Below are 12,392 nucleotides of genomic sequence, written 5' to 3' on the forward strand. Positions count from 1 at the left end.
CCAGGGCGGCGGCCGACTGTTGAATGTTGGAAGGTTCGATGACGGCCATGCCCGGCGCTGTTCCGGCGGCTCCCCCAGGTGCTGCCGCCGGCGCCCGTGCGGCGCGGCACATAAGGTCGTCCCGCGCGCGGCGGAAGTCAACGGTTGAAAGCTTTCAGGGGCGGCGCCCCGACTTTCGGATGCGCGAATCAGTGGTCGCGTTCCCTGGCCATGGCCTCGAGTTCCTCACGCATGGCCTCGGCCAGGGCGCGCTCCTCGTCGTATTCGTCGGCCTCGGGCACTGGCGCGGCGGGCTCTGCGGCGGGTTCCGGGGCAGCCTCGACGGCATCGTCGGGCGCTGTCGGCAAGGCTTCTTCGGCCGCTGCGGGGTCGTCCGTAGCCTCGTCTTCGGCGACCGGCGGCGGTTCGATCAGGTCGTCGAAGTCGGTCTTCAGGCCCTGCTCCATTTCGTCCAGCTCGGCCAGCAGGCTGCGGAAGCTGGTTTCCTCGGGCTTCTCCTCCGGCGCCGCGGGCTCCGGCTCTTCGCCGGCTTCGCGCAGCGCCTGGTCGGCCAGGGCCTGGATCGACGCCGGCACGTAGTCCTCGTCGAGGATCGGGCTGGGCAGGTGGACCGGCACCAGTTGCACGTCTTCCGGCTCGGCTTCCATCTCGCGCAGCTCGGCCAGCGGCGGCAGTTCTTCCAGGCTCTTGAGGTTGAAGTAGTCGAGGAAGGCGCGGGTGGTGGCGAGCATCGCCGGGCGCCCCGGCACCTCGCGGTAGCCGACGATGCGGATCCACTCGCGCTCCATCAGCGTCTTGATGATCTGGGTGTTCACCGCCACGCCGCGGATTTCCTCGATCTCGCCGCGGGTGATGGGCTGGCGGTAGGCGATCAGCGCCAGGGTTTCCAGCAGCGCGCGGGAGTAGCGCTGCGGGCGCTCCTCCCACAGCCGGCCGACCCAGGGCGAGAGCGGCTCGCGGATCTGCAGGCGGTAGCCGCTGGCCACTTCCTTGAGCTCGAAGGCACGCCCGGCGCAGGACAGCGACAGGATCGCCAGGGCATCGCGGAACTGCTGCGGCTCCGGGCGCTCGGCCTCCTCGAACAGCTCGCCGAGGCGTTCCAGCGACAGCGGCCGGCCGGCGGCCAGCAGGATGCCTTCGAGCAGGGTCGCCAGTTCGTGGGGGTCGGAGAGGTTCATCGGGTCGCTCGGTTCGGGTTGCGGGAATCGCCGGTCTGGCGGGAAAACTACTCAATGCGCGGCGCCAGGGCAACGCCGGGGGCTCAGAGCGGCTCGTCGTCCAGCTCGGCCGGGTCAGCTGTCTCGTCGAAGCCGCCGTCCTCGAAGGTCGGCTCCGGCGCCGGTGCCTCGGTCTCCTCGAACACGCCTTCGTCGCCCTCCTCCAGGGCCTCGACCGGTGCCGCGCCCTCCTCCACCTCGATGCGGGCGCGCACGTGGATGGGCGCGAAGGCCTGGTTCTGCACCAGCTCCACCAACTGTTCCTTGACCAGCTCCAGCACCGCCATGAAGGTCACCACCACGCCCAGGCGGCCTTCCTCGATGCGGAACAGCTCGATGAAGGGCACGAAGCCGGCGTCCTTGAGGCGTTCGAGGATTTCGCTCATGCGCTCGCGGGTGGAGAGCATCTCGCGGGTCACCTGGTGGCTCTCGAACAGGTCGGCGCGGCGCAGCACCTCGGCCATGCACAGCATCAGCTCCTGCATGTCCACCTGCGGCAGCAGCTTGCGCGCCTTGGCCTCCGGCGCCGCCACGGTCGGCACCACGTAGTCGCGGCCCTGGCGCGGCAGGCCGTCGAGGTCTTCGGCGGCCTGCTTGAAGCGCTCGTATTCCTGCAGGCGGCGGATCAGCTCGGCGCGCGGGTCTTCCTCGTCCTCCTCGGTCTCGGCCGAGCGCGGCAGCAACATGCGCGACTTGATCTCGGCGAGCATGGCGGCCATCACCAGGTACTCGGCGGCCAGCTCCAGGCGCACCGACTTCATCAGCTCGACGTAGGTCATGTACTGGCGGGTGATTTCCGCCACCGGGATGTCGAGGACGTCGATGTTCTGCTTGCGGATCAGGTACAGCAGCAGGTCGAGCGGGCCTTCGAAAGCTTCGAGGAAGACTTCCAGGGCGTCCGGCGGGATGTACAGGTCCTGGGGCAGCTCGGTGACCGCCTCGCCATAGACGAGCGCCAGCTGCACCGGTTCGCGATATTCGGTGGGGCTGGGCGGGGTTTGCGGCTCGTTCAGGTCGCTCATCGGCCTCTCGTCGGGCGGGGCGGGCTCAGGGCGGCATTATCCCTGCTTTTCAGCGGCGATGGTGAGGGAATTGGACGGAATGGCACCCACCCACACCATCCCCTGTAGGAGCGCGCCCTGCGCGCGATTTCGCGGGCAGGGCCCGCTCCTACAGGCTGCCGTGAAGCACGGTATTCCTCCCCCGTAGGAGCGGACCTTGTCCGCGATAGCCGGAACCTCCGGCGTGATTCGCGGATGAGATCCGCTCCTATGCGGCCCCACCCAGGCCATTCCCCTGTAATTGGATGGACTCACCCTCACCGAGGCGTCGAGGCGCCACGGTGGCGGTCTAAGAAGCCACCGACAGTGAGGGTGAGTCCATGAAAAAGCATACGACGATGAATAAGCCGGTGTCTGCAACCGATGTATCGGTGTGCACGACAGTCGCCGTGGATCTGGCGAAAAAGGTCTTCCAGGTGGCGGGGGAAGACGCCCAGGGTCAACTGGCATACGAACAGCGAATCAAGTCGCGTGAAGCGTTTCAGGTGTTTCTGCAGAAGCTGCCGGAGGGCGTGACGGTGCTGATGGAGACCGGTCCTGGAGCACAAGCCTGGGCCCGGCTGCTGCAGGCGCAGGGCAACCCGGTGCGTATCCTGCCGGCCCAGCGGGTGGCCGAGCACCGGAGCGGAGCGAAGAATGATCGCAATGATGCCCACGCCATTCTGCGGGCGGGCCGGGATAGCAGTATTGCGTCGGTGCCGGTGAAGAGCGTCGCGTTACTGGCGATGCAGGCCTGGCACCGTGTCCGGCGGGGCTATGTGCGGCGGCGCACCGCCATGGGTAATCAGATCCGCGGGCTGCTGCTGGAGCAGGGTATCGCCCTGGCGCAGGGGGATGTGGGCTTGAAGCAAGGTGTCACCCGGGTGCTGGAAGACGCCCGCCAGCCGTTGCCGGATCTGCTGCGCGAGCTGATCGACGAGATGCTGAACGAATGGCAACGGCTGGGCGAGCGTATCGCCGCGCTGACCGGGCGCCTGGAAGCCTGTGCCGCCGCCGACCCGACAGCGAAACGGCTGATGACGGTACGTGGTATCGGTCCGATCACGGCCACGGCCTTGCTGGCCAAACAGGTCGAGCCGGAGCGTTTCGCCAATGCGCGTCAGTTCGCTGCCTACTTCGGCATCGTGCCCGACCAGCACAGCAGCGGGCAGAAGGTAAGGCTGGGCAAGATGACCAAACGTGGCGACGCCTATGTGCGCAGCCTGATGGTCGTGGGCTCGCATGCGGTGTTGAAGCAACTGCGGCCCGATTCCGAACACCCGGACGATCGGCGCCTGCAGCGCTGGCTACAACGTCTGGGGCGCAAGGGCGCGGCAGTACGACTGGCCAACCGCAACCTGCGTATCGCCTGGGTGCTGCTGTGCAGCGAACAGACCTACCAGCGCAAGCCGAATGCTTGCCGGGAGATGGAAATGAGCCACTGATCAACGAGTTCCCGCCAACGGGGCGCCAAGTCGCTCCAACCCTTGCTGAAGAACATTGACCCCTGGTCAGACCGTCGCGGATCGATGCCTACGCTCCTACCGGCCTTCGAGGCCTCTTTGTAATCGGCATTCCGCGGGCTTACCCAATGTTGGCCAGAAGCCCGACGTGGCTTCCTCGAACAGGCCTAATACATAGATGCAGTCGGGTTTTCATGTTCAAAAGCGGGTTGACGGTGGGGGTGAGTCCATACATAGGAGCGAGCTTGCTCGCGAACCGCATGGCACCGCGTTTGTTCGCGAGCAAGCTCGCTCCTACGAAAAGCCATGCTCGCCTGCAACGCAGCCGGGCCACCTAGCGGTACACCAGCCCCATGGCCTGGCGCACTTCCACCAGAGTCTCGCGCGCCGCTTCGCGGGCGTGTTCGGCGCCCTCGGCGAGGATGCTGCGCACCAGCTCGGGGTTGTCCTCGTAGTCCTGGGCGCGCTCGCGGATCGGCGCCAGTTCCTGGTTGATCGACTCGATCAGCGGCCGTTTGCAGTCCAGGCAGCCGATGCCGGCGCTGCTGCAGCCCTCCTGCACCCACTGGCGGCAGGCGTCGTCGGAGTAGATCAGGTGCCACTGCCACACCGGGCAGCGCTGCGGGTCGCCCGGGTCGTTGCGCCGCACCCGCGCCGGGTCGGTGGGCATGCGCGCGATCTTCTCCTCCACCTCCGCCGGGCTTTCGCGCAGGCCGATGGTGTTGTCGTGGGACTTGGACATCTTCTGCCCGTCCAGCCCCGGCATGCGCGAGGTGCTGCCGACCAGCGTCTGCGGCTCGGGCAGCAGCACGCGGCTGCTGCCCTCCAGGTAGCCGAACAGCCGCTCGCGGTCGCCGAGGGTCAGGTTCTGCTGCTCCTTGAGCAGCGCCCGCGCGGTTTCCAGGGCATCTTCGTCGCCCTGCTCCTGCCAGGCCTTGCGCAGGCTGCCGTAGAGCTTCGAGGTCTTCTTGCCCAGGCGCGCGACGGCGGCCTGGGCCTTGTCCTCGAAGTCCACCTCGCCGCCGTAGAGGTGGTTGAAGCGCCGCGCCACCTCGCGGGCGAACTCGACGTGGGCCAGCTGGTCCGAGCCCACCGGCACCAGGCCGGCGCGGTAGACCAGGATGTCCGCCGCCTGCAGCAGCGGGTAGCCGAGGAAGCCGTAGGTCGACAGGTCCTTGTGGCCGAGCTTTTCCTGCAGCTCCTTGTAGGTCGGCACCCGCTCCAGCCAGGGCAGCGGGCAGATCATCGACAGCAGCAGGTGCAGCTCGGCGTGCTCGGGCACCTGGGACTGGATGAAGAGGGTCGAGGCGCTGGGGCTGACGCCCACCGCCAGCCAGTCCACGGCCATGTCGCGGACGTGCTGGCGGATCGGCCCGACGTCGTCGTATTCGGTGGTCAGGGCATGCCAGTCGACGATGGAGAAGAAGCATTCGTACTCGTGCTGCAGGCGCACCCAGTTCCGCAGCACGCCGTGCAGGTGGCCCAGGTGCAGGCGCCCGGTAGGGCGCATGCCGGACAGCACACGGCGCTGGGATTCGACATTGCTCAAGCGCGGGACCTCGGCAAGGGCGGCAGTATGGAAGAGCGCTTCAGGCGTAGGCCTCGAAGGGGGCCGGGTCGCCGCAGCCGACGCGGATCACCTCCGGCTCCTCGCCGGTGAGGTTGATCACCGTGGAAGCCTCGACGCCGCCGTAGCCGCCGTCCAGCACCAGGTCCACCTGGTGCTCCAGCGCGCCGCGCATCTCATAGGGGTCGCTCATCGGCTCGGTCTCGCCGGGCATGATCAGGCTCACGCTCATCAGCGGCTCGCCCAGCTCCTGCAGCAGCGCCTGGGCGATCGGGCAGGCCGGCACGCGCAGGCCGATGGTGCGGCGCTTGGGGTGCAGCAGCATGCGCGGCACCTCGCGGGTAGCGTCGAGGATGAAGGTGTAGGGCCCCGGCGTGTGGGCCTTGAGCAGGCGGAACAGACGGGTGTCGACCTTGGCGTACAGGCCCAGTTCGGACAGGTCGCGGCACACCAGGGTGAAGTTGTGCTTGTCGTCGAGCTTGCGCAGCCGGCGGATGCGCTCCACCGCGCCCTTCTCGCCCAGGCGGCAGCCCAGGGCGTAGGAGGAATCGGTGGGATAGGCGATCACCCCGCCCTGGCGGACGATCTCCACCGCCTGCTTGATCAGGCGTGGCTGGGGGTTTTCAGGATGGACCTGGAAGAACTGGCTCATGAAGTCTCCTCGAGGGCCCGGGCCGCGCCGGCGAAGCGCGTCCACAAGGGCGGAAGGTCGTCCGGCACGGGCCGGTACAGCCCCAGCTCCGACCAGTCGCTGGGGCCGTGGAAATCGCTGCCGGCGCTGACCAGCAGGCCGAATTCGCGGGCCAGGATGCTCAGCACGCCGACCTGCTCGGCCGGCTGCAGGCCGTTGACCACTTCGATGGCATGGCCGCCGGCGTCGATGAAGTCGGCGATCAGCTTGCGCCGCTTGGTGCGGGTGAAATCGTACTGGTAGGGGTGCGCCAGGCTGACCCAGGCCCCCGCCGCGCGCAGGGTGCCGACCGCCTCGGCGAGGCTCGGCCAGTGCTGCTTGACGTCGCCCAGCTTGCCGGCGCCCAGCCACTTGCGGAAGGCTTCGGCGCGCTCGGCGACATGGCCGGCGCGCACCAGGAACTCGGCGAAGTGCGGCCGCGCCGGGGCGTTTTCGCTGTCGCCCAGCTCGCGCTGGATGGCCCGCGCGCCCTCGAAGGCGCCGGGCATGCCCTTGGCTTCCAGGCGCCGGCCGATCTCCTCGGCGCGCGCCCAGCGCCCGCGGTGCAGGTCGTCCAGGGCGCGAACCAGCGGCTCGGCGGCACTGTCGAAGGCGTAACCCAGGACGTGGATGGTCGCCCCGCCCCAGGTGCAGGACAGCTCCACGCCGTTGACCAGGGTCACCCCCAGTTCCTCGGCGGCGGCGCGCGCCTCGGGCAGGCCCTCCAGGGTATCGTGGTCGCTCAGGGCGAGCAGGCGCACGCCGCGCTGGTGCGCGCGGGCCACCACGGCAGCGGGCGGCAGCTGGCCGTCGGAGGCGGTGCTATGGCAATGCAGGTCGACACGCATGGGCATACCGGGACGGGTTTTACTTCTGTATAGACGCTGCGCGGCGGCGATTCACGGCGTGCGAGCGCAACGGCACGAGACGGGTGACTATTTCAGTTCTTCCGCAGGTTGGTATTATGCCGCCACAACTGGGCTCTGGCTGCCGTAATGAAGCAATTCATCGATTTCATCCCCCTCATCCTGTTCTTCATCGTCTACAAGCTGGACCCGCGCACGGTCGAACTCGCCGGACACTCCTTCAGCCTGGGCGGCATCTACAGCGCCACCGCGGTGCTGATCGCCTCCTCGGTGGTGGTCTACGGCGCGCTGCTGATCAAGCAGCGCAAGCTGGACAAGGGCCAGTGGCTGACCCTGGCCGCCTGCCTGGTGTTCGGCGGCATGACCCTGGCCTTCCACAGCGAGACCTTCCTCAAGTGGAAGGCCCCGGTGGTCAACTGGCTGTTCGCCCTGGGCTTCCTCGGCAGCACCCTGGTGGGCGACCGCCGGCCGCTGATCCAGCGCATCATGGGCCATGCCGTGCACCTGCCGGAACCGATCTGGCAGCGCCTGAACCTGGCCTGGGTGCTGTTCTTCGTGTTCTGCGGCTGCGTCCAGCTGTTCGTCGCCTTCACCTTCGAGCGTTTCTGGGTGGACTTCAAGGTCTTCGGCAGCCTGGGCATGACCCTGCTCTTCCTGATCGGCCAGGGCGTGTTCCTGGCCCGCCACATGCACGACGCCCCAACCGGCGAAAAGCCCAAGGACTGACATGCTCTACGCAATCATCGCCCGCGACATCACCGCTTCCCAAGAACGCCGCCTGGCCGCGCGGCCGGCGCACCTGGCCCGCCTCGAGCTGCTCAAGGACGAGGGCCGCCTGGTCCTGGCCGGGCCGCACCCGGCCATCGACAGCCCCGACCCGGGCGCGGCCGGCTTCACCGGCAGCCTGATCGTCGCCGAGTTCGAGTCGCTGGCCGCCGCCCAGGCCTGGGCCGATGCCGACCCGTACCGCGCCGCCGGCGTCTATGCCGAAGTCGTGGTCAAGCCGTTCAAGAAAGTCCTGCCGTAAACCGGCGAGCGGCGGCGTACGGACAACGCCGCATGGCCGGACACACAGGCCCGGCCCCGCGACCGGACAGCGCCCGGAGCGCGGTGCCCGGCGGCTCATCAGCGTACAAGGAGTTCCGATGTCCCGACGTCATCTGCTGCCCCTGCTGTTCTGCCTGAGCCTGCCGCTCGCCGCCCACGGCGAGGAGCCCGCCACCGACCCCGGCGCCGGGCCAGCCCCCTCCGCCACGCCGGCCCCGGCCAGCGACGACCTCGCCCAACTGCAACAGCGCCTGGACGAGAGCGAGAAGCAGCGCACCGACCTCGCCGCCCAGCTGCAAGGGGCGGAAAGCGCCGTGGTGGGCCGCCTGCGCCAGGAAAACCAGCGCCTGAAGCTGCAACTGCGCGAGCTGCAGGCCCAACAACCGCCGCGCCTGCTCAGCGACGAGCAGACCTGGTTCGCGACCGGCGGCGCCGTCGCCCTGGTCGCCTTCGTCCTCGGCGCCCTGAGCCGCGGCCGTCGCCGCCGGCGGCGCGAATGGATCAACTGAAAGAAGCCCGAGCAATGAGTGAGCTGCTGCTGATCGACGACGACCGTGAACTGTGCGAACTGCTGTGCACCTGGCTGACCCAGGAAGGCTTCAGCGTGCGTGCCAGCCACGATGGCGGCGCGGCCCGTAGCGCCCTGGCCAGCCGCACGCCGGACGCCGTGGTGCTGGACGTGATGCTGCCCGACGGCAGCGGCCTGGAGCTGCTCAAGCAGCTGCGCAGCGAGCACCCCGACCTGCCGGTGCTGATGCTCTCCGCCCGCGGCGAGCCGCTGGACCGCATCCTCGGCCTGGAGCTGGGCGCCGACGACTACCTGGCCAAGCCGTGCGATCCGCGCGAACTGACCGCGCGCCTGCGCGCCGTGCTGCGCCGCAGCCACCCGGCGCAGCCCAGCGCCCAGGTCGAACTCGGCGACCTGAGCCTGAACCTGGCCCGCGGCGTGGCCAGCGTCGCCAGCCAGGAGGTCAGCCTGACGCTGTCCGAGAGCCGCATCCTCGAAGCGCTGCTGCGCCAGCCCGGCGAGCCGCTGGACAAGCAGGCCCTGGCGCAGATCGCCCTGGGCCGCAAGCTGACGCTCTACGACCGCAGCCTGGACATGCACGTGAGCAACCTGCGCAAGAAACTCGGCGCGCACCCGGACGGGCGTCCGCGCATCCTCGCCCTGCGCGGGCGCGGCTACTTCTACGCGCCCTGAGCGAACGGCCGGGAACCCCGCCCCAGAGCGGTAGACGCAATCTTTACCGAAGCTTTACCCGGCCCTGACCGCCCTTGACCTTGCCATCCCTAGACTGGGCACATCCGGTTCAGAAACCGGTCCACGAAAGGAGAAGATTCATGCGCAAGACCCTCACCGCCCTGATGTTCGCCGCCGCCCTGCCGACCCTGGCCATGGCTGCCACGCCGGTCCCGACCGATACTCCGCCGCCGCCCGCCCATATGATGGGCGGCCACATGAAGGACGGCCACGGCCCGCGCGGCGGCTGGAACGGCCCCTTCAAGGCCCTGAACCTGAGCCCCGAGCAGCGCCAGCAGGTCGGCAAGCTGATGGGCGACTCGATGAAGAGCCGCCACGACATCACCGACAAATACCTGAGCAAACTCTCGGCCGCCGACCAGAAGGCCATGCAGGACGAGCTCAAGGCCAGCCACGACAAGACGCAGAAGGACATCCGCGCGCTCCTGACGCCCGAACAGCAGAAGAAGTTCGACGAGCTGAAGAAAGAGCGCGAGCAGCGCAAGGCCGAATGGGCCGAGTTCCAGCAATGGAAAGCGCAGAAGGATGGCAAGACCAACTGATAGCGCCAGCCACCCGGGCGCCGGGCTCACCCCCGGCGCCTCGGCGTGCCCGCGCCCCTGACCCGAAACGGACATGCGACTGAACCGAAAGACCATGCGCTCGCTCTTCTGGCGAATCCTCGCCGCCTTCTGGCTCGCCCTGCTGCTGGTTGCCGGCCTGTCCATCCTGCTCGGTCGCGCGCTGAACCAGGACACCTGGATCATCGCCCGCTACCCCGGCATGCACGACCTCGCCCAGCAATGGACGCGGCTCTACGAGAACCAGGGCCCCGCCGCCGCCCAGCAGTTGCTGGAGCAACGCCGCCGCGACTACGACCTGTCGGTGCAGGTGCTCGACGAAAGCGGTCAGCGCCTGGTCGACGGCACCTACCTGCCGCGCCCGCCACGGCGCAACAACGACGAAGGTTTCGACCGCCGGAACCTGCCGCGCTTCCCCTGGCGCCAGCTCAGCCAGGAATACACCAGCGCGGAAAGCGACCACACCTACCTGTTCATCTACCGGATTCCCCACGGCGCGCTGGAAGCCTGGCACCGCGGCAGCCTGCTGTGGCCGCTCAGCGCGCTGGGCATCGCCCTGGTGGTGCTGACCATCTTCAGCCTGCTGGTGACGCTTTCCATCACCCGCCCGCTCAATCGCCTGCGCCGCGCCGTGCACGACCTCGGCCAGACCGCCTACCAGCAGGACAGCCTGGCGCGCCTGGCCCGCCGCGGCGACGAGCTGGGCGTGCTGGCCCGCGACTTCAACCGCATGGGCGCGCGCCTGCAACGGCTGATCAGCAGCCAGCGCCAGCTGCTGCGCGACGTTTCCCACGAACTGCGCTCGCCGCTGGCGCGCCTGCGCATCGCCCTGGCCCTGGCCGAGCGCGCCAGCCCCGAACAGCGCGCCAGCATGTGGCCGCGCCTGGAGCAGGAGTGCGACCGCCTGGAAGCGCTGATCGCCGAAATCCTCGCCCTCGCCCGCCTGGACGCCGAGCCCGGGCCGACCAGCCGCGTCGAACTGCTGCCGCTGCTCGAACGCCTGCGCGAGGACGCCCAGCTGCTTTCCCCGGAACAGCACATCCAGCTGCGGGTTCCCGCCGACCTGGCCCTGGATGGCTGGCCCGACATGCTCGAACGGGCGCTGGACAACCTGCTGCGCAACGCCCTGCGCTTCAACCCGACGGACAAGCCGCTGGAAGTCGAAGCCGACAGCGACGGCGCCGTGCTGCGCGTGCGCGTGCGCGACCATGGCCCGGGGGCCGACGCCGAGCACCTGGCGCAACTGGGCGAACCCTTCTTCCGCGCGCCCAACCAGGACAGCCCCGGCCACGGCCTGGGCCTGGCCATCGCCCGCCGCGCGGTGGAGCGCCACGCCGGCCGCCTGCGCCTGGCCAATCATCCCGACGGCGGTTTCGTCGCCACCCTGGAAATACCGCTGGCGCGCCACGCTGCCTGACCTCGGAGCCCGATCATGAACCTAGCCGCCGAATACCTGCCGTCCCCCACTCCGGCCCTGCCGTTGGCGGCCGCCGGCCTGCCGCGCGAGCGCCCGCGGGACGAGCCGCAGAGCCTGGTGCTGGCGGTGGAACTGGGGCTGCTGGCGCAGCGCTGGCGGCGCCGCTGGCCGGAACTGCGCCTGAGCCTGCCGCGCGGCGGCACCTGGCCGCTGCACAGCTGGCCGCAGGCGCTGCACGAAGCCCTGGATGAATTGCTGGATACCGCGGTGGAATGGCAGCAGGACGCCGCCATCGTGCTGGAACCGCGCCTGGAGCGCGGCCTGCTGCGCCTGGATCTGGGCGGCACCGACGAACAGGCCCGGCGCTGGCTGCCCCGGGCCCTGCGCGCCGCCCAGCGCCTGGCCGCCTGGCAGGGCGGCCGGCTGCTCTGGCGGGCCGGCGGGGCGCGCTGGAAAGTCCGCCTGAGCCTGCCGCTCAGCCCCGCCAGGCGCTGACGAAGGCCGCAGGGTCCAGCGGCGCCGGCTGGCGCAGCTCACCCATGGGCGTGCCCAGGTAGATGAAGCCGACGATGCGCTCGTTGGCCGCCAGGCCCAGGCCCTGGTGCACGACTGGATCGAAAGCCATGGCGCCGGTGCGCCACATGGCCCCCAGCCCCTCGACGAACGCCGCCTGGACGATGCCGTAGGCGGCACAGCCGGCGGCCAGCATCTGCTCGATCTCCGGCACCTTGGGGTGCTCCTGCAGGCGCGCGATGGCCACCACCAGGGTCGGCGCGCGCAACGGCATGGCGCGGGCCTTGGCCAGCGCCTCGGGGCTGGCGTCGGGTTGCTCGGCGCTCAACGCGCGGGCGAACAACTCACCCAGCTGCTGGCGCGCCTCGCCTTCCACCGTGAGGAAGCGCCACGGGCGCAACTGCCCATGGTCCGGCGCGCGCAAGGCAACGCGGAACAGCCGCTCGAGCTGCCCGGCAGTGGGCGCCGGCTCGCCCAGGCGGGCATGGGATACACGGTTGACCAGCGCTTCGTAGGCCTCCATGGGCTACCTCCTGTACACACAAGGACGGCCATTGTAGTCGCAAAGGCTTCTCATCTGCCTGCTCACCTGCAGCCAGGGTGCTTCGTATCCGTGTAGGAGCGAGCTTGCTCGCGAAGGGGGCTTGCCGGCGACTCCCGTGTTTCGGATTGACGCCCTTCCCTCTCCCCAACCCTCTCCCTGAAGGGAGAGGGGGCTTGTCCGTGCCGAGAGAAGGAATGGTTTCAGCCGGAGGCCTTCGGAATTGCCGG

Annotated in this window: 14 protein-coding genes; 8 read left to right on the top strand and 6 right to left on the bottom strand. The window is 69.2% G+C overall.

What is annotated here, in order from left to right:
- Positions 1 to 188: 188 nt before the first annotated feature.
- Positions 189 to 1,178, bottom strand: a complete 990-nt coding sequence (gene scpB, locus PM1_RS22060; RefSeq protein WP_009620906.1) for an SMC-Scp complex subunit ScpB — start codon at positions 1,176 to 1,178, stop codon at positions 189 to 191.
- Positions 1,179 to 1,261: 83 nt separating this feature from the next.
- On the bottom strand, positions 1,262 to 2,110 hold the full coding sequence (locus PM1_RS22065) for a segregation and condensation protein A (protein WP_161788524.1): 849 nt from the start codon (positions 2,108 to 2,110) through the stop codon (positions 1,262 to 1,264).
- Between the two features lie 488 nt (positions 2,111 to 2,598).
- Between PM1_RS22065 and PM1_RS22070 the strand changes: the two genes are divergently transcribed.
- Positions 2,599 to 3,702 (top strand): IS110 family transposase, encoded by a 1,104-nt coding sequence (locus PM1_RS22070; RefSeq protein ID WP_009620903.1) that lies wholly within the window; start codon positions 2,599 to 2,601, stop codon positions 3,700 to 3,702.
- 352 nt (positions 3,703 to 4,054) lie between these two features.
- On the opposite strand, the gene PM1_RS22075 is transcribed toward PM1_RS22070, so the two are convergent.
- Genes PM1_RS22075 through PM1_RS22085 form a run of 3 tightly spaced genes read right to left on the bottom strand, consistent with a single transcriptional unit; the run spans position 4,055 to position 6,805 of the window.
- Positions 4,055 to 5,269 carry a tryptophan--tRNA ligase gene (locus PM1_RS22075; protein WP_009620902.1) on the bottom strand — a complete coding sequence of 405 codons (1,215 nt, stop codon included), beginning with the start codon at positions 5,267 to 5,269 and terminating at the stop codon, positions 4,055 to 4,057.
- A 40-nt stretch (positions 5,270 to 5,309) separates the two neighbouring features.
- Positions 5,310 to 5,939, bottom strand: coding sequence for an L-threonylcarbamoyladenylate synthase (locus PM1_RS22080; RefSeq protein ID WP_009620901.1), 630 nt, complete (start codon positions 5,937 to 5,939; stop codon positions 5,310 to 5,312).
- Positions 5,936 to 6,805, bottom strand: coding sequence for a PHP domain-containing protein (locus PM1_RS22085; protein WP_009620900.1), 870 nt, complete (start codon positions 6,803 to 6,805; stop codon positions 5,936 to 5,938). The genes PM1_RS22080 and PM1_RS22085 overlap by 4 nt, the downstream gene beginning before the upstream one ends.
- 147 nt (positions 6,806 to 6,952) lie before the next feature.
- On the opposite strand from PM1_RS22085, the gene PM1_RS22090 reads away from it, so the two are divergent.
- The 7 genes from PM1_RS22090 to PM1_RS22120 all read left to right on the top strand — a co-directional run bounded on the left by PM1_RS22090 (position 6,953) and on the right by PM1_RS22120 (position 11,603).
- Positions 6,953 to 7,549 (top strand): septation protein A, encoded by a 597-nt coding sequence (locus tag PM1_RS22090; protein WP_009620899.1) that lies wholly within the window; start codon positions 6,953 to 6,955, stop codon positions 7,547 to 7,549.
- 1 nt (position 7,550) lies between these two features.
- The gene (locus PM1_RS22095) at positions 7,551 to 7,850 is read left to right on the top strand and encodes a YciI family protein (RefSeq protein ID WP_009620898.1); all 300 of its coding nucleotides are present in this window, start codon (positions 7,551 to 7,553) and stop codon (positions 7,848 to 7,850) included.
- Between the two features lie 118 nt (positions 7,851 to 7,968).
- Complete coding sequence (locus tag PM1_RS22100) at positions 7,969 to 8,379, top strand: hypothetical protein (protein ID WP_009620897.1); 411 nt, start codon at positions 7,969 to 7,971, stop codon at positions 8,377 to 8,379.
- Positions 8,380 to 8,393: 14 nt separating this feature from the next.
- Positions 8,394 to 9,071, top strand: coding sequence for a response regulator transcription factor (locus PM1_RS22105; RefSeq protein WP_009620896.1), 678 nt, complete (start codon positions 8,394 to 8,396; stop codon positions 9,069 to 9,071).
- A 140-nt stretch (positions 9,072 to 9,211) separates the two neighbouring features.
- A complete protein-coding gene (locus PM1_RS22110) occupies positions 9,212 to 9,673 on the top strand; it encodes a Spy/CpxP family protein refolding chaperone (RefSeq protein ID WP_009620895.1) in 462 nt (153 codons plus the stop codon).
- Positions 9,674 to 9,767: 94 nt separating this feature from the next.
- The gene (locus PM1_RS22115; protein WP_009620894.1) at positions 9,768 to 11,108 is read left to right on the top strand and encodes a sensor histidine kinase; all 1,341 of its coding nucleotides are present in this window, start codon (positions 9,768 to 9,770) and stop codon (positions 11,106 to 11,108) included.
- A 15-nt stretch (positions 11,109 to 11,123) separates the two neighbouring features.
- On the top strand, positions 11,124 to 11,603 hold the full coding sequence (locus PM1_RS22120; RefSeq protein ID WP_009620893.1) for a hypothetical protein: 480 nt from the start codon (positions 11,124 to 11,126) through the stop codon (positions 11,601 to 11,603).
- On the opposite strand, the gene PM1_RS22125 is transcribed toward PM1_RS22120, so the two are convergent.
- Entirely contained in the window at positions 11,584 to 12,144 is a 561-nt protein-coding gene (locus tag PM1_RS22125) for a nitroreductase family protein (protein WP_009620892.1), read from the bottom strand. The two genes, PM1_RS22120 and PM1_RS22125, sit on opposite strands and share 20 nt — an antisense overlap.
- Positions 12,145 to 12,392: the final 248 nt, after the last annotated feature.

It is taken from the genome of Pseudomonas sp. M1 (assembly GCF_022760135.1).
In the GTDB taxonomy this organism is placed as follows: Bacteria; Pseudomonadota; Gammaproteobacteria; order Pseudomonadales; family Pseudomonadaceae; genus Pseudomonas; species Pseudomonas citronellolis.